The sequence below is a fragment of the Klebsiella sp. JN_Kp126 genome, from assembly GCF_033843325.1.
Taxonomy (GTDB): Bacteria; Pseudomonadota; Gammaproteobacteria; order Enterobacterales; family Enterobacteriaceae; genus Klebsiella; species Klebsiella michiganensis.
This window is the reverse complement of sequence record NZ_JAWXQV010000052.1, coordinates 1-16,565: the sequence shown is the minus strand read 5'-3', so window position 1 is coordinate 16,565 and position 16,565 is coordinate 1. Positions and strand designations below refer to the sequence as shown.

Below are 16,565 nucleotides of genomic sequence, written 5' to 3'. Positions count from 1 at the left end.
ATTACAAATTTAACAATCAAGCAAAGCGTAATGGAGCCATAAATGGTGGATGTACTGGTCATTGGCGGCGGCAATGCCGCGCTATGCGCCGCCTTAACCGCCCGGGAAGCTGGCGCGTCCGTACTGCTGCTGGAGGCCGCGCCGCGGGAATGGCGAGGCGGCAACTCTCAGCACACGCGGAATCTTCGCTGTATGCACGATGCTCCGCAGGATGTTTTGGTCGACAGCTATCCGGAAGAAGAGTACTGGCAGGACCTGCTGCGCGTCACCGAGGGCAACACCAACGAAGCGCTGGCGCGCCTGGTGATCCGCACCTCATCGCAGTGCCGGGACTGGATGCGCCAGCACGGGGTTAACTTTCAGCCGCCGCTCTCCGGCGCCCTGCACGTGGCCCGCACCAACGCCTTTTTTATGGGCGGCGGCAAGGCTCTTATAAATGCCTATTACCGCAGCGCGGAGCAGATGGGCGTAAAGATCCGCTACAACACGCCGGTACAGGCGCTCGAATTAGATAACGGCGAATTCGTCGCCGCGCTGGCGGGCGAAGAGAGGATCGTCGCCAAAACCTGCGTCCTCGCCGCCGGCGGATTTGAATCTAACCGCGAGTGGCTGCGTGAAGCATGGGGACAGAATGAGCGCGGTGAATGGCCAGCCGATAACTTTCTCATCCGCGGCACCCGCTTCAATCAGGGCGTGCTGCTCAAGTTTATGATTGACGCCGGGGCTGACATTATTGGCGACCCCTCGCAATCCCACTGCGTCGCCATTGACGCCCGGGCGCCGCTCTACGATGGCGGGATCTGCACGCGCGTGGACTGCGTGTCGCTGGGGGTGGTCGTCAACCGCGACGCCGGGCGCTTTTATGATGAAGGGGAAGATTTCTGGCCCAAACGCTATGCCATCTGGGGCAGGCTGGTCGCCCACCAGCCGGGGCAAATCGGCTACTCGATCATCGACAGCAAAGCGATCGGCCACTTTATGCCGCCCGTTTTCCCCGGCGCCCAGGCTAATACCATTGAAGAGCTGGCTCGCCAGCTGGGGCTGGACGCGGAACGCCTGGCGCAAACCATCGCCCGCTACAATGCCGCCTGTACGCCGGGCCAGTTCGATCATACCCGGCTTGATAACTGCGCGACATCCGGCCTGACGCCGCCGAAAACCCACTGGGCGCGGCCCATCGATACCCCGCCCTACTACGGCTATGCCCTACGGCCGGGGATCACCTTTACCTACCTTGGGCTGTACGTCAATGAACGCGCCGCCGTCCATTTTGCGGGCAAGCCGAGCCGCAACCTGTTCGTCGCCGGCGAAATGATGGCCGGCAACGTGCTGGGCAAGGGGTATACCGCCGGCGTGGGCATGTCCATCGGTACGACGTTCGGCCGCATTGCCGGCCAGCAGGCCGCCCGCGCGGCGCAGCAGGAGACATACCATGAAATCGCTTGAAAAGCTGATCATTGACGCGCAAATCATCACCGAGTCGGAAGCGGAAGTTGAACGGGTGATGCAGGTCTGTAACGCCTGCCGCTATTGCGAAGGGTTTTGCGCCGTGTTTCCGGCCATGACCCAGCGCCTGGCTTTTGGCAAAGCGGATATAAACTACCTGGCCAACCTGTGCCATAACTGCGGCGCCTGCCTGCATGCCTGCCAGTACGCGCCGCCGCACGAGTTTGCCATTAATGTCCCGAAGGCGATGGCGGAAGTGCGCCTGGAGACCTATCAACACTATGCTCAGCCCGCGGCTTTCGGCAGCCTGTATCGTCGGGCCGGCGTAACCACGGTACTGGCGCTGGTCGGCGGGCTGATCCTCTTTCTGCTGCTGGCGATGGGGCTCAAAGGCTCCCTGCTTCATCCACCGCTGGCCGGCGATTTCTACCAGATTTTTCCCCATAACCTGCTGGCGTGGATGTTTGGCACGGTCTTCATACTGGCCATGGGGTTACTAATGGCCGGGGTGATCCGCTTCTGGCGCGAGATCTCGCCGGGTCAGCCTCAGGCCATCGACATCGCTAAAGCCTCGCATAATGCGCTCACGCTGAAGTATCTCGACGGCGGGCACGGTAAGGGCTGCAACGAGGCCGATGACGCGTTTACCCTGCTGCGCCGCCGTTTCCATCACTTTACCTTCTACGGGTTTCTGCTCTGTTTCGCCGCCACCGTGGTGGCCACGGGGTATCACTATATCGCCGGCTGGGAGGCCCCCTACCCGTTCTTCAGCGTACCGGTTGTGCTGGGCACGCTCGGCGGCATCGGCCTGCTGGTGGGCCCGGCGGGTTTGCTATGGCTGAACCTGCGCCGCTCGCCGCTGCACGGCGACCCGCGGCAAAAACCGATGGATCGCGGCTTTATTCTGCTGCTGCTGCTGACCAGCTTCACCGGCCTCGCCCTGCTGGCGGGACGAGACACCTCGTGGATGGGCATTCTGCTTGCCATTCACCTCGGCGTGGTGATGGCGCTGTTTTTGACCCTGCCATACGGAAAATTCGCCCACGGATTTTATCGCTGTGCGGCGTTACTCAAGTGGGCGATTGAGAAACGACGCGGAAAACAGGCGGCAGTCGCAGGCGACTAGTCCGCTCCTCTTACCTCTATAAAAACAAGATAAAGACAATGGAGAGCAACCCCTATGACGCAACCCTCATCGCGCGCCGGTACCTTTGGCGCCATTCTCCGCGTGACCAGCGGTAATTTTCTCGAACAATTCGACTTTTTTCTGTTTGGCTTTTACGCCACCTATATCGCCAGAACGTTCTTTCCGGCGGAGAGCGAGTTTGCGGCGTTAATGCTGACCTTCGCTGTGTTTGGTTCGGGCTTTCTGATGCGCCCCATCGGCGCGATAGTGCTGGGGGCCTATATTGACAGGATCGGACGGCGTAAAGGGCTGATGGTGACGCTGGCAATTATGGGCTGCGGGACGCTGCTGATAGCGCTGGTTCCCGGCTATCAAACCATCGGCGTTCTCGCCCCCGTTCTGGTATTAGTGGGTCGCCTGCTGCAGGGATTCTCGGCGGGCGTCGAGCTCGGCGGCGTGTCGGTCTATCTGTCGGAAATCGCCACGCCGGGGAAAAAAGGGTTCTATACCAGCTGGCAATCCGCCAGCCAGCAGGTGGCTATCGTCGTCGCGGCGCTGATTGGCTACGCGCTGAATGAAACGCTCGGCCACGATGAGATTGCCGAATGGGGCTGGCGTATTCCCTTCTTTATTGGCTGTATGATTATTCCGCTGATTTTTGTGCTGCGGCGTTCGTTGCAGGAAACCGAAGCCTTTCTGCAGCGCAAGCATCGCCCTGACACGCGGGAGATCCTGAGCACGATTGCCAAAAACTGGCGCATCATCACGGCGGGGACCTTGCTGGTGGCGATGACCACCACCACCTTTTATTTTATTACCGTCTATACGCCGACCTACGGTAGAGCCGTTCTGCATCTGAGCGCCCGCGACAGTCTGCTGGTGACCATGCTGGTCGGCATCTCTAACTTTATCTGGTTACCGATTGGCGGGGCAATTTCTGACAGAATAGGCCGTCGGCCGGTGCTGATGGGCATAACCCTGCTGGCGCTGCTCACTACCTGGCCGGTCATGCACTGGCTCACCGCCGCGCCGGATTTCACCCGCATGACGCTGGTCCTGCTCTGGTTCTCGTTCTTCTTTGGTATGTATAACGGCGCGATGGTGGCCGCTCTGACGGAAGTGATGCCGGTCTACGTCCGCACCGTGGGCTTTTCACTGGCCTTTAGCCTCGCCACCGCGATCTTCGGCGGCCTGACGCCAGCCATTTCCACCGCGCTGGTCGAGATAACGGGCGACAAAAGCTCGCCGGGCTGGTGGCTGATGTGCGCCGCGCTATGCGGCCTGGCCGCTACCGCGATGCTCTTCGTACGCCTGAGCCGCGGCTACCAGCCGGCAGAAATACCCCGCTAAAATAGCAACGGGCGGAGTTGACGCTCCGCCCGTTTGCTTGCCGCCGTCTGGCTTAACGCGGCGTATTGTTGCTGTGGATCTCTTTCCAGATCTGGTCGCAGCGCGCCTCTACAGCCTGATCGTTCCCGGTTTTGCGCGCCTGGATACACTGCTGATAATCCAGCACCCGCACGCTTTCCTGGGTCGCGAACTGCTGATGCTGTTTCTCCTGCTTCAGCACGTTCAGTACGCTCTGACAGGCTTCAACTTTATCCGGATTGCCCTCTGCGGTATTAATGCAGGCGCTGTAGGCATCTTTTAACTTTGAGTCTTCCTTAGGCGCTGGCGACTGGGTACAGGCAACCAGACCTGCTGCCATAATGGCGACAAGTATTAACTTTTTCATCATGAACCTCGGGAAATTGCGGCGGGTTTCCCCCGCCGCAGTGGCATCAGAAAATGGTGAACGGAGCGATAACCATGAACTTCACGTCGCGCTCATCCTGGAAGATGTTGCCGTAACCACCGCTCCAGCTTGGGATATCGGAGTGGTTGTCGTATTGCGTAAAGTGGAGTTTGAACAGCGTGCCCTTAGCGCGTCCTTCCTGAACGGTGTACATGGCATCCAGGCTATAGGCGGACTCTTCCAGGCGTTTATCCGGGTTGTAGTACGCATCAGGCGAGGACATTCTCCCCGGCTTCGCATCCCAGGCATAAACGTAGGAGGCGCCGAAGGCCCAGCCCGGCATGTTCCAGTTCTTCATGTCATACATCGCGCCGAAGAACACCGCTTTTTCACCGTTGGCGTTGAAGTCCGAACGGTTATCCCACCAGATATCCAGTCGCCCGTTAGACGATGCGTAAGTTGGCGTCATACGCTGCAGGAAGTAGCCCTGCTGACCATCAGCTTTAACCCAGGTTCCTTCCAGACGCAGGTCCAGAACGTCGGCAACCTTATAGCCAAAGGTCAATGCCTGCAGCCACGCGGTGCCGTCATAGATATCGTTAACCCCGCCGTTGCTGACCTTATCGCGGGTGCCGTAGAACTGATAGCTGGTGGTTAACGGCGTGCCTGCAACATCAAACTTATAGCTGGCCTTGGCAAAATACTGGTCGATATAACCCTGTGCCTGACCAAACGCCGCTTCCAGCACAAGGTCGTTTTTAAAATCATATTTGGCGCCAAGAGAGTGAAGGTAATCCACCTTGGTTTTCTTGTCGTTCTGGTAGAACTCATCCATCTCAATGTGCCACGGCGCTTTATATTCGTTCGTCCACATATAGGAGAAACTCAGCGCGCCCGCATCGCCGTAGTCAAAGTTCGCACCGGCTTCAGCCCCCTGATAGGTACCCGGCATAAAGCTCCAGTGCGGCGCCAGCAGCGTCTGGCCGGTTGGCTGAATATAGCCCGCGCGCGCCCAGGTCGGGCCAAATTTAAATTTTGCGGCTGCTTTATACAGGCTGATCCCGCTCTTATCGCCGGAATAGTCTTCATCGTAGGTTTTATTGCGCGAGGAGAAAGCGATTTCGTTCGGGTGACCGCTCTCGCTGCTTTCGCCCATTTCGATGGCGGTAAAGGCAGCAACGTCAATACCGAACATGTCGGCGGCATAGCCGGACTGGAAATCGAGGTTGGCGTTCCAGGTGGAGTGCGACAGGTTAGTTTTATATTTATCGCCGTCGGTCACATCTTTACGGTCGCGCTCACGCTGCCAGTAATAGATACCGCCGGTTAACGTTGAATCATCAATGAACCCTTCTGCTTTTGCATCCGGCACCATTGCAAATCCTGACAGGGCTGTGACACCGGCAATAGCCAGCGCCAGCGTACTACGTTTGCCACTAAACGTACGCATATGCATATCCTCTTTGACGTTTTAAAGTGCGGTTACCAATGGCAACGCGCAAAAAAATAAAATAAGACTGCTTAAAAAGTGGTGCGGTAAAAATTCGCATAACCACTAGGTATAGACTATTTTTCGTGACGCGAATTATCAATCTCTTTCGCCGACCAAAGATGAAGATTATGACAAAGCGCACATAATTTATGTCTTTTTGTTTCAGTCGTAGATGTCACACTTTTTTCGGGTGAAGTGCTTGCAAAAAAAGAGAAAATTAGGGGAAATGAAAGCGATTACATATTTATATGCAATGGATGGAAAGGGTTAAAAAAAGCGGTTATTACAATCTGTAAACAAGATTAATTCGCATCGAAAAAATATGAGGATTTAATTCTCTGATTCTGAATAAAAAAAACGCCGCAGTAAGCGGCGTTCTCAATAACGGCGGGTAGCTACGCGCCGACTTTCGCCCATGTGTCGCGCAGACCGACGGTGCGGTTAAACACCAGCTGGGTTGCGGTTGCATAGCGGCTATCCAGGCAAAAATAACCTTCGCGCTCGAACTGATACGCTTTTTCCGGCTGCGCCTGCGCCAGGCTCGGCTCGGCAAAACCCTGCTTGATCACCAGCGACTCCGGATTCATCACCGAGAGGAAGTCCTCCGCCGCGCCCGGGTTCGGTACGCTGAACAGGCGATCGTACAGGCGGATTTCTACCGGCAGCGCGTGCGCCGCGCTCACCCAGTGAATCACGCCCTTCACCTTGCGGCCGTCGGCCGGATCTTTGCTCAGGGTATCGGCATCGTAGGTGCAGAAGATAGTGGTGATGTTGCCTTCCGCATCTTTCTCCACGCGCTCCGCTTTGATCACGTAAGCGTTACGCAGGCGAACTTCTTTACCCAGCACCAGACGCTTGTACTGCTTGTTCGCTTCCTCGCGGAAGTCGGCGCGATCGATCCAGATTTCGCCGCTGAACGGCACCTCGCGGCTGCCCATCTCCGGTTTATTCGGATGATTCGGCATGGTCACGATTTCGCTGCCGCCCTGCGGATAGTTTTCGATAACCAGCTTAACCGGGTCGATAACGGCCATCGCGCGCGGGGCGTTTTCGTTCAGATCTTCACGGATGCAGGATTCCAGCGAAGCGATTTCGATAGTGTTGTCCTGCTTGGTCACGCCGATGCGTTTGCAGAACTCGCGGATGGATTCAGCGGTATAGCCGCGACGGCGCAGACCGGAAATGGTCGGCATACGCGGGTCATCCCAGCCCTCAACGTGCTTCTCGGTCACCAGCTGATTCAGCTTACGCTTGGACATCACGGTGTATTCGAGGTTGAGGCGCGAGAATTCATACTGGCGCGGATGCACGGGGATGCTGATGTTATCCAGCACCCAATCGTACAGGCGGCGGTTATCCTGGAACTCGAGAGTACACAGCGAGTGGGTAATCCCTTCCAGCGCATCGCTGATGCAGTGGGTAAAGTCGTACATCGGGTAGATGCACCACTTGCTTCCGGTCTGGTGATGGTCGGCAAACTTAATGCGGTACAGCACCGGATCGCGCATCACGATAAACGGAGAGGCCATGTCGATTTTCGCGCGCAGGCAGGCTTTACCTTCGGCAAATCCACCGCTGCGCATTTTTTCAAACAGCGCCAGGTTCTCTTCCACGCTGCGATCGCGATACGGGCTATTTTTACCCGGCTCTTTCAGCGTGCCGCGGTACTCACGGATCTCTTCCGCTGACAGTTCGTCAACGTAGGCCAGACCTTTATTGATCAGTTCAACCGCATACTGGTGCAGCTGATCGAAATAATCAGACGAGTAGCAAACATCCCCGGACCAGTGGAAACCTAACCACTGCACGTCGTTTTTAATCGACTCAACGTATTCGATATCTTCCTTCACCGGGTTGGTGTCATCGAAACGCAGGTTGCATTGGCCCTGGTAATCCTGAGCGATACCAAAGTTCAGGCAAATAGACTTCGCGTGGCCAATGTGCAGATAGCCGTTCGGTTCCGGTGGAAAACGGGTATGAACGGTGGTGTGCTTACCAGTAGCCAGATCTTCATCAATGATCTGACGAATAAAGTTAGTCGGGCGGGCTTCTGCCTCACTCATCGTGGGTTCCTCAAAGCGTAAACAACGTATAACGGCACATGATCTTACAAGCAGGGCGTAGAGACAACTATTAGTTACGCAAAATAGCGATCGGAAGGAGATTATGGGGGTGTTTGCGGTAAAAAAAAGCGGCGCAGGTTTCGCTGCGCCGCTGAGGCATAAACGCCACTCAGGAGTCTTATTTGCCTTTAATTTCGTACAGCGGCGTCTGGCCAGCAACCACTTTACCGGTTGCCTGGATAACCAGCGCGCTGTAGTCGTCGCTATTGCTGCATACGACCGGGCTAATCATCGAGCGCGCGTTAGCGTTCAGGAACTCAAGATCCAGTTCCAGAATCGGCTGACCCGCTTTCACTTCCGCGCCCTCTTCCACCAGACGTTTAAAGCCCTGGCCGTTAAGCGCGACGGTATCGATACCCATATGGACGACGATTTCCGCACCGTTTTCAGTTTCCAGACAGAAAGCATGGTTGGTGTTGAAAATCTTCACCACGGTGCCTGCCGCCGGCGCAACAACAATCTTATCGGTCGGTTTCACCGCCACGCCGTCGCCGACGGCTTTGCTGGCGAACGCTTCATCCGGTACCTGCTCCAGCGCTACAATGTCGCCGGTAATCGGCGAAACCAGCGCTTCGACGGTTTTCGCGTTAGCAACAGCCTGCGGTTTAGCAGCCTGAGCGGCTACGGGTGCGCTGTGAGACGCTGCAGCCGCCGCGGCAACCGGGCCACGGGCAACCACTTTCTTCATTTCATCGCCGACGGATTCGGCTTTCGCACCCACGATAACCTGGATGGTCTGCTTGTTCAGTTTAACCACACCGGAAGCGCCGAGGCGCTTACAGGCCGCGTCGTTAACCAGCGCAGAGTCCGCCACGGTCAGACGCAGACGGGTAATACAGGCATCAATCGCTTTCAGGTTATCCGTACCGCCGACCGCCGCGATGTAGTTGGTCGCCAACTGGGTTAAACCTTCTTCGGTATTGCTGTTGGCCTCTTCAGTGACCACGTCATCCACTTTATCTTCACGACCCGGCGTTTTCAGATTGAACATGCGGATTACCGCGCTGAACAACAGGAAGTAGATAACGAAGAACACAACGCCCATCACAATCAGCATCCAGACGTTTTTACTGGCTGCCGGCAGGCTGTACATCAGCACATAGTCGATGGCGCCTGCGGAGAAAGAGAAGCCCGCGTGGATACCCAGCGCCGTCGCAACGAACAGGCTGATACCGGTCAGGATGGCGTGCAGGAGATACAGCAGCGGCGCCAGGAACATGAACAGGAATTCCAGCGGCTCAGTCACACCGGTCAGGAATGCGGTGATGGCAACCGACAGCAGCATACCGCCGACCATCGGACGACGCTCTTTCGGGGCCGCGAAATACATCGCCAGCGCCGCACCCGGCAGACCGAACATCATGATCGGGAAGAAGCCGGACATGAACATCCCCGCGGTGCCGTCACCCGCATAGAAGCGGTTGATATCACCGTGGAACACGGCGCCAGCAGCGTTGGTGAATTCACCAATCTGGAACCAGGCGATGGTGTTCAGCACCTGATGCAGACCCGTCGGGATCAGCAGACGGTTGATGAAACCAAAGATACCGGAGCCGAGCGCGCCCGCGCCCACAATCCATTCACCACCTGCATGGATGGCGTTCTGCACCGGCGGCCAGACGTAGCCGAAGATGGCTGCCAGCACCAGGCAGATGAAGCCGGTTGCGATAGGTACAAAGCGTTTGCCGCCGAAGAAGCTCAGGAAGTCAGGCAGTTTGATACCCGACCAGCGGTTATAGACGGCACCGCCAACCAGACCGGTAATGATACCCGCCAGGACGCCCATGTTGATGGCCGGGTTGATGGTGACCATCGCTTTCGTCAACACGAAGTAACCTACCGCCCCCGCCAGCGCTGCGGCACCGGCGCTGTCTTTCGACCAGCTGGATGCGACGCCGATAGCGAAAATCAGCGCCAGGTTGTCAAAGATTGCCCCGCCCGCCTGGGCGATAAACGAAATGTTAAGCAGATCCGGTTGACCGAATCGCAGCAGCAGCGCCGCGACCGGCAGCACTGCGATAGGGAGCTGTAACGCCCTACCGAGTCGCTGAAAAAAACCTAAAATATTCATCTTATTCCCCCTATGAGACCCCGATAAGGCTCATTAAAGCCACTTTATTATTGTGTAACCTGGTTAAATTTTTAACTTACCTGCAAAGTGTCTGAAAAATTAATTCGTCTCGCAAATTAAATGGGTATTTTTTGTGACAATAGTCACCAAATATCGTATTCACCTCCGCCTTTGACTGGCTAACAACGAAAACTTATTTTATCATTCAAAAAATCAACACGGATTGACCCCGCTCGGCGCAGTTGCTGCGATACTCTTAATAGTATGCTGGCGCCAATCCGCCAGGTTCTAATTTAACTATAGAGGTGAACAATGAGACTGATCCCCCTGGTAACAGCTGAACAAGTCGGTAAATGGGCTGCCCGGCATATCGTTAACCGCATCAATGCGTTCAAACCGACTGCGGACCGTCCGTTTGTCCTGGGCCTGCCTACCGGCGGTACGCCTCTGACCGCTTATAAAGCCCTGGTTGAGATGCACAAAGCAGGCCAGGTTAGCTTTAAGCATGTTGTCACCTTCAACATGGATGAGTACGTTGGGCTGCCGAAAGAGCATCCGGAAAGCTATCATAGCTTTATGCATCGCAACTTCTTTGATCACGTTGATATCCCGGCGGAAAATATTAACCTGCTGAATGGTAACGCGCCGGATATTGATGCAGAATGCCGTCGCTATGAAGAAAAAATTCGTTCTTACGGTAAAATCCACCTGTTTATGGGCGGCGTGGGTAACGATGGCCACATCGCTTTTAACGAACCAGCCTCTTCTTTGGCTTCACGCACACGCATCAAAACCCTGACCCATGATACTCGCGTAGCGAATTCCCGTTTCTTCGACGGTGACGTTGACCAGGTGCCTAAGTACGCGCTGACCGTTGGCGTGGGCACGCTGCTGGACGCGGAGGAAGTGATGATTCTGGTGCTGGGTCATCAGAAAGCGCTGGCGCTGCAGGCGGCGGTGGAAGGCAACGTAAACCATATGTGGACCATTACCTGTCTGCAGCTGCACCCGAAAGCGGTGGTGGTCTGCGATGAGCCGTCCACCATGGAACTGAAAGTTAAGACACTGAAATATTTCAACGAGTTAGAAGCCGAAAATATCAAAGGTCTGTAATGTAGTCTCGTCCCGCGGCTGCCCCCGCGGGACAACCATTTTTGACAACCGGGGGTCGTAATGTATGCATTAACCCAAGGCCGGATTTATACCGGTCACGAAATTCTGGATGACCATGCGATTGTTATCGCCAATGGCCTTATCGAACGTATCTGTCCTCAGACTGAACTGCCCACCGGGATCGAACAGCGCTCGGTTGATGGCGCGATCCTTGCCCCCGGTTTTATCGACGTCCAGCTTAACGGCTGCGGCGGCGTGCAGTTCAACGACACGGCGGACGCGGTCACCGTTGAAACGCTGGAGATTATGCAGAAGGCCAATGAACGCTCCGGCTGCACCAGCTATCTGCCCACGCTGATCACCTCCAGCGACGACCTGATGAAACAGGGCGTACGCGTGATGCGCGAATACCTGCAAAAACATCCTAACCAGGCGCTGGGTCTGCATCTTGAAGGCCCGTGGCTGAATATTGTTAAAAAAGGCACCCACAACCCGGACTACGTACGCAAACCGGATGCCGCGCTGGTGGATTTCCTGTGCGAAAACGCGGACGTGATAACCAAAATCACGCTTGCGCCGGAACGGGTGGAACCGGAGGTTATCCGCAAACTGGTGGCCGCCGGCATCATCGTCTCCGCCGGTCACTCCAACGCGACGCTTAAAGAAGCGAAAATCGGTTTCCGCGCCGGGATTACCTTTGCTACCCATCTGTTTAACGCCATGCCGTATATTACCGGCCGTGAGCCGGGCCTGGCTGGCGCGATTTTCGACGAGCCGGATGTCTACTGCGGCATCATCGTCGATGGTATGCACGTCGATTTCGCTAACGTGCGCCTCGCTAAACGCTTGAAAGGCGACAAGCTGTGTCTGGTTACCGACGCGACGGCGCCGGCGGGTGCCAATATTGAGCAGTTCATTTTTGCCGGTAAAACAATATACTACCGGAACGGCCTGTGCGTAGATGAGAACGGTACCCTCAGCGGCTCTTCATTGACCATGATTGAAGGGGTGCGTAACCTCGTTGAGCATTGCGGCATCGCGCTGGATGAAGTGTTGCGTATGGCGACGCTCTACCCTTCCCGCGCCATTGGCGTAGACAAACAGTTAGGCAGCATTGCCCCGGGGATGGTCGCTAACCTGACCGCATTCACCCGTGATTATAAAATCACCAAGACCATCGTTAATGGTAACGAGGTCGTCACTGAGTAAGTAAAAGTATGACAGCAGGCGGACAGGCTCAAATTGGTAACGTCGATCTCGTAAAACAGCTGAACAGCGCGGCCGTCTATCGGCTCATCGATCAGCACGGCCCCATCTCGCGTATCCAGATTGCGGAACAAAGCCAGCTTGCCCCTGCCAGCGTAACCAAAATTACGCGTCAGCTTATTGAACGCGGACTGATCAAAGAAGTCGATCAGCAGGCCTCCACCGGGGGCCGCCGCGCCATCTCCATTGTTGCCGAAACCCGCGGCTTCCACGCCATCGGCGTACGCCTTGGCCGCTACGACGCCACCCTGACCCTCTATGATTTAAGCAGCAAGACTCTTGAAGAAGAGCACTACCCGCTGCCGGAAAGAACTCAGGAAACGCTGGAACACGCCCTGCTTAACATCATCGCCACCTTTATGGAAAGCTGTCAGCGTAAAATCCGCGAGCTGATCGCTATTTCGGTGATCCTGCCGGGGCTGGTCGATCCGGAAAGCGGCGTCATTCGCTATATGCCGCACATTCAGGTGGAAAACTGGGGGCTGGTTGAAGCGCTGGAAAAACGCTTTAAAGTTACCTGCTACGTCGGCCACGATATTCGTAGCCTCGCGCTGGCGGAGCACTATTTTGGTGCGAGCCACGACTGTGAAGACTCCATTCTGGTGCGCGTACACCGCGGAACCGGCGCAGGGATCATCTCCAACGGGCGGATTTTTATTGGCCGTAACGGTAACGTCGGGGAAATCGGCCATATCCAGGTCGACCCGTTAGGCGAGCGCTGCCACTGCGGTAACTTCGGCTGTCTGGAAACCGTCGCCGCCAATGCCGCTATTGAACATCGCGTTCGTCATCTGCTGGAACAGGGTTATCAGAGCAAAATCTCCCTCGATGACTGTTCGATCAAAACGATCTGCAAAGCCGCGAATAAAGGCGATGCGCTGGCCTGTGAGGTGATCGAGCACGTTGGCCGCCATCTGGGTAAAACCATCGCTATCGCCATTAACCTGTTTAATCCGCAAAAAGTGGTGATTGCCGGGGAGATCGTGGAAGCGGAAAAAGTCCTTCTGCCGGCAATCGAAGGCTGTATTAATACCCAGGCGCTGAAGGCGTTTCGCAAAAACCTGCCGGTAGTGCGATCCACGCTCGATCATCGCTCAGCCATTGGCGCTTTTGCCCTGGTAAAGCGTGCGATGCTCAACGGGACTCTGCTCCAGCGTTTGCTGGAAAGCTAAAGCCGCTTTATAGTTTCGCCTTTCTCCAACGATGTCGGACAGTTCATGACCATTCAAAACGTAATTTGTGATATTGACGGCGTGCTGATGCACGACAATGTGGCCGTGCCGGGCGCCGCTGAATTCATCAAACGCATACTCGAGAAAGAGATGCCGCTGGTGATGCTGACCAACTACCCTTCTCAAACCGGTCAGGATCTGGCAAACCGCTTTGCGACGGCGGGAATCGATGTTCCTGATACCGCCTTTTATACCTCAGCAATGGCCACGGCGGATTTTCTGCGTCGCCAGGAAGGCAAAAAAGCCTATGTGGTCGGGGAAGGCGCGCTGATTCACGAACTGTACAAAGCCGGCTTTACCATCACCGACGTCAATCCGGATTTTGTTATCGTCGGTGAGACGCGCTCCTTTAACTGGGAGATGATGCATAAGGCCGCTTTTTTTGTCGCCAACGGCGCGCGCTTTATCGCCACTAACCCGGATACCCACGGTCGCGGCTACTACCCGGCCTGCGGGGCGCTGTGCGCCGGTATAGAAAAAATCTCCGGTCGTAAGCCGTTCTACGTGGGGAAACCGAGCCCGTGGATTATCCGCTCCGCGCTCAATAAAATGCAGGCGCATTCGGAACAGACGGTGATCGTCGGCGATAACCTGCGAACGGATATTCTGGCAGGCTTCCAGGCCGGTCTGGAAACCATTCTGGTACTTTCCGGGGTTGCCACGCTCGATGATATCGACAGCATGCCGTTCCGCCCTTCCTGGATTTATCCCTCCGTTGCGGAAATCGATATCTTCTAAATAAAACCACGTCCTGCGACGTGGTTTCTTATTTCTAAGCCTCTCCTGAACGCTTTTATCTAAAAAAAAAGCGCCATCACTAAATATTCAGCAACAAAAGCGCTCAAAACGTACTCTTTTTTCACTATTCGACAATCACAATTGCATTATTTCCTTTTACTGCCGTAAACCCCTTGCGCCCTCCGCGCCTTTGCGGCATTTTCTAAAGCATGCACTGAGGCTTCGCAATAAGACGAAGTCTGCACAACATCAAACAAGACAGGGTAACGGAGAAGGCTATGTGTTCGATTTTTGGCGTACTGGATATTAAAACTGACGCGGGTGAGCTGCGTAAAAAGGCACTGGAGCTTTCCCGACTGATGCGCCACCGTGGTCCGGACTGGTCCGGCGTCTATGCCTGCGATAAAGCCATCCTGGCGCATGAACGCCTGTCGATCGTCGACGTCAACGCCGGCGCGCAGCCGCTGTATAACGCCGCTAAAACTCACGCTCTCGCCGTCAACGGTGAAATCTACAACCACCAGGCGCTGCGCGCGGAATACGGCGACCGCTATGCGTTCCAGACCGGTTCCGACTGCGAAGTTATCCTCGCGCTGTATCAGGAAAAAGGCCCGGACTTCCTCGACGATTTGCAGGGGATGTTTGCTTTCGCTCTCTACGACAGCGAAAAAGACGCGTATCTGATTGGTCGCGACCACATCGGCATCATCCCGCTGTATATGGGTCACGACGAACACGGTAACTTCTACGTTGCCTCTGAAATGAAAGCGCTGGTTCCGGTTTGCCGCACGATTAAAGAGTTCCCGGCAGGCAGCTACCTGTGGAGCAAAGATGGCGAAATCCGCGAGTACTACCAGCGCGACTGGTTCGACTACGACGCGGTCAAAGACAACGTCACGGACAAAAACGAACTGCGTCAGGCGCTGGAAGAGTCGGTGAAAAGCCACCTGATGTCCGATGTTCCGTACGGCGTACTGCTCTCCGGCGGCCTGGATTCATCGGTGATTTCCGCCATCACCAAAAAATATGCCGCGCGCCGCGTCGAAGATCAGGAAAAATCAGAAGCCTGGTGGCCGCAGCTGCACTCCTTCGCCGTCGGCCTGGAGGGCGCCCCCGACCTGAAAGCCGCGCAGGAAGTGGCTAACCATCTGGGTACCGTACACCACGAGATCCACTTTACGGTGCAGGAAGGCCTGGACGCGATTCGCGATGTTATCTATCACATTGAAACCTACGACGTGACGACGATTCGCGCGTCAACGCCAATGTATCTGATGTCGCGTAAAATCAAAGCCATGGGCATCAAAATGGTGCTGTCCGGCGAAGGTTCTGACGAAGTATTTGGCGGCTACCTCTATTTCCATAAAGCGCCCAACGCCAAAGAGCTGCACGAAGAGACCGTGCGCAAACTGCAGGCGCTGCATATGTTTGACTGCGCTCGCGCCAACAAAGCGATGTCCGCCTGGGGCGTTGAAGCGCGCGTTCCGTTCCTGGATAAGAAATTCCTCGACGTGGCGATGCGTATCAACCCGCAGGATAAAATGTGCGGCAACGGTAAAATGGAAAAACATGTCTTGCGTGAATGTTTTGAATCTTACCTGCCGGCGAGCGTCGCCTGGCGCCAGAAAGAACAGTTCTCTGATGGCGTTGGTTACAGCTGGATCGACACCTTAAAAGAAGTGGCCGCTGAACAGATTTCCGATCGGCAGCTGGAAACCGCCAGCTTCCGCTTCCCGTACAACACGCCTTCCTCGAAAGAAGCGTATCTGTACCGTGAGATTTTCGAAGAGCTGTTCCCGGTACCGAGCGCGGCCGAATGCGTTCCTGGCGGCCCTTCCGTCGCATGCTCTTCAGCAAAAGCGATTGAGTGGGACGAATCTTTCAAAAAAATGAACGATCCGTCGGGACGCGCGGTTGGCGTACACCAGTCGGCCTACTAACCGACGCTGTTTTCAAAACGGACTCTTCGGGGTCCGTTTTTGTTTTGTGCCTTATTTAAGCCGTTAAAAACGATAAATAACCAATAATTGCCGATTATTGCACCACGCTGTTCGCAACCTAACCAAACAGTTACGTTCAGTCCATTTTCGATGAAAAAGGGGTTGACGCTTCAAGGCTCAATACGCATAATGCGCCCCGCAACGCCGATAAGGTAACGCGCAAAAAGATGGCTACGTAGCTCAGCTGGTTAGAGCACATCACTCATAATGATGGGGTCACAGG

12 protein-coding genes are annotated in these 16,565 nt (G+C 55.5%); 8 read left to right on the top strand and 4 right to left on the bottom strand.

Features of this window, described 5'->3' with window-relative positions; translation table 11 throughout:
- Nucleotides 1-42 precede the first annotated feature (42 nt).
- Genes tcuA through SIK97_RS10355 form a run of 3 tightly spaced genes read left to right on the top strand, consistent with a single transcriptional unit; the run spans nucleotide 43 to nucleotide 3,922 of the window.
- Nucleotides 43-1,446 (top strand): FAD-dependent tricarballylate dehydrogenase TcuA, encoded by a 1,404-nt coding sequence (gene tcuA / locus SIK97_RS10365; RefSeq protein WP_057173511.1) that lies wholly within the window; start codon nucleotides 43-45, stop codon nucleotides 1,444-1,446.
- A complete protein-coding gene (gene tcuB, locus SIK97_RS10360; protein ID WP_014837817.1) occupies nucleotides 1,433-2,572 on the top strand; it encodes a tricarballylate utilization 4Fe-4S protein TcuB in 1,140 nt (379 codons plus the stop codon). Before tcuA ends, tcuB begins: the two co-directional genes overlap by 14 nt.
- A gap of 54 nt (nucleotides 2,573-2,626) precedes the next feature.
- Nucleotides 2,627-3,922 (top strand): MFS transporter, encoded by a 1,296-nt coding sequence (locus SIK97_RS10355; RefSeq protein ID WP_049104006.1) that lies wholly within the window; start codon nucleotides 2,627-2,629, stop codon nucleotides 3,920-3,922.
- A gap of 52 nt (nucleotides 3,923-3,974) precedes the next feature.
- On the opposite strand, the gene chiQ is transcribed toward SIK97_RS10355, so the two are convergent.
- The 4 genes from chiQ to nagE all read right to left on the bottom strand — a co-directional run bounded on the left by chiQ (nucleotide 3,975) and on the right by nagE (nucleotide 9,993).
- Nucleotides 3,975-4,307, bottom strand: a complete 333-nt coding sequence (chiQ, locus tag SIK97_RS10350; RefSeq protein WP_004848843.1) for a ChiQ/YbfN family lipoprotein — start codon at nucleotides 4,305-4,307, stop codon at nucleotides 3,975-3,977.
- Nucleotides 4,308-4,353: 46 nt separating this feature from the next.
- Nucleotides 4,354-5,757, bottom strand: a complete 1,404-nt coding sequence (chiP, locus tag SIK97_RS10345) for a chitoporin ChiP (protein ID WP_004130464.1) — start codon at nucleotides 5,755-5,757, stop codon at nucleotides 4,354-4,356.
- Between the two features lie 437 nt (nucleotides 5,758-6,194).
- Complete coding sequence (gene glnS, locus SIK97_RS10340; RefSeq protein WP_004848839.1) at nucleotides 6,195-7,862, bottom strand: glutamine--tRNA ligase; 1,668 nt, start codon at nucleotides 7,860-7,862, stop codon at nucleotides 6,195-6,197.
- 178 nt (nucleotides 7,863-8,040) lie between these two features.
- Complete coding sequence (gene nagE, locus SIK97_RS10335; protein ID WP_057173509.1) at nucleotides 8,041-9,993, bottom strand: PTS N-acetyl glucosamine transporter subunit IIABC; 1,953 nt, start codon at nucleotides 9,991-9,993, stop codon at nucleotides 8,041-8,043.
- Nucleotides 9,994-10,305: 312 nt separating this feature from the next.
- Here nagE and nagB point away from each other — a divergent pair, with 312 nt between their 5' ends.
- From nagB to asnB, 5 genes are all read left to right on the top strand, one after another.
- Entirely contained in the window at nucleotides 10,306-11,106 is an 801-nt protein-coding gene (nagB, locus tag SIK97_RS10330) for a glucosamine-6-phosphate deaminase (RefSeq protein WP_004130458.1), read from the top strand.
- Between the two features lie 60 nt (nucleotides 11,107-11,166).
- On the top strand, nucleotides 11,167-12,315 hold the full coding sequence (gene nagA, locus SIK97_RS10325; RefSeq protein ID WP_014228413.1) for an N-acetylglucosamine-6-phosphate deacetylase: 1,149 nt from the start codon (nucleotides 11,167-11,169) through the stop codon (nucleotides 12,313-12,315).
- An 8-nt stretch (nucleotides 12,316-12,323) separates the two neighbouring features.
- Nucleotides 12,324-13,544: a DNA-binding transcriptional regulator NagC gene (nagC, locus tag SIK97_RS10320; RefSeq protein WP_025106389.1), complete on the top strand. Its 1,221-nt coding sequence runs from the start codon at nucleotides 12,324-12,326 to the stop codon at nucleotides 13,542-13,544.
- A 45-nt stretch (nucleotides 13,545-13,589) separates the two neighbouring features.
- A complete protein-coding gene (locus SIK97_RS10315) occupies nucleotides 13,590-14,342 on the top strand; it encodes an HAD-IIA family hydrolase (protein ID WP_004100215.1) in 753 nt (250 codons plus the stop codon).
- A 278-nt stretch (nucleotides 14,343-14,620) separates the two neighbouring features.
- The gene (gene asnB, locus SIK97_RS10310) at nucleotides 14,621-16,282 is read left to right on the top strand and encodes an asparagine synthase B (RefSeq protein WP_025106390.1); all 1,662 of its coding nucleotides are present in this window, start codon (nucleotides 14,621-14,623) and stop codon (nucleotides 16,280-16,282) included.
- Nucleotides 16,283-16,565: the final 283 nt, after the last annotated feature.

Bases quoted from the DNA above. Each gene is read 5' to 3' on its own strand.
- nagA (WP_014228413.1), top strand. From the start codon at position 11,167: ATGTATGCATTAACCCAAGGCCGGATTTATACCGGTCACGAAATTCTG.
- chiP (WP_004130464.1), bottom strand. From the start codon at position 5,757: ATGCGTACGTTTAGTGGCAAACGTAGTACGCTGGCGCTGGCTATTGCC.
- asnB (WP_025106390.1), top strand. From the start codon at position 14,621: ATGTGTTCGATTTTTGGCGTACTGGATATTAAAACTGACGCGGGTGAG.
- glnS (WP_004848839.1), bottom strand. From the start codon at position 7,862: ATGAGTGAGGCAGAAGCCCGCCCGACTAACTTTATTCGTCAGATCATT.
- chiQ (WP_004848843.1), bottom strand. From the start codon at position 4,307: ATGAAAAAGTTAATACTTGTCGCCATTATGGCAGCAGGTCTGGTTGCC.
- tcuB (WP_014837817.1), top strand. From the start codon at position 1,433: ATGAAATCGCTTGAAAAGCTGATCATTGACGCGCAAATCATCACCGAG.
- SIK97_RS10315 (WP_004100215.1), top strand. From the start codon at position 13,590: ATGACCATTCAAAACGTAATTTGTGATATTGACGGCGTGCTGATGCAC.
- SIK97_RS10355 (WP_049104006.1), top strand. From the start codon at position 2,627: ATGACGCAACCCTCATCGCGCGCCGGTACCTTTGGCGCCATTCTCCGC.
- tcuA (WP_057173511.1), top strand. From the start codon at position 43: ATGGTGGATGTACTGGTCATTGGCGGCGGCAATGCCGCGCTATGCGCC.
- nagC (WP_025106389.1), top strand. From the start codon at position 12,324: ATGACAGCAGGCGGACAGGCTCAAATTGGTAACGTCGATCTCGTAAAA.
- nagE (WP_057173509.1), bottom strand. From the start codon at position 9,993: ATGAATATTTTAGGTTTTTTTCAGCGACTCGGTAGGGCGTTACAGCTC.
- nagB (WP_004130458.1), top strand. From the start codon at position 10,306: ATGAGACTGATCCCCCTGGTAACAGCTGAACAAGTCGGTAAATGGGCT.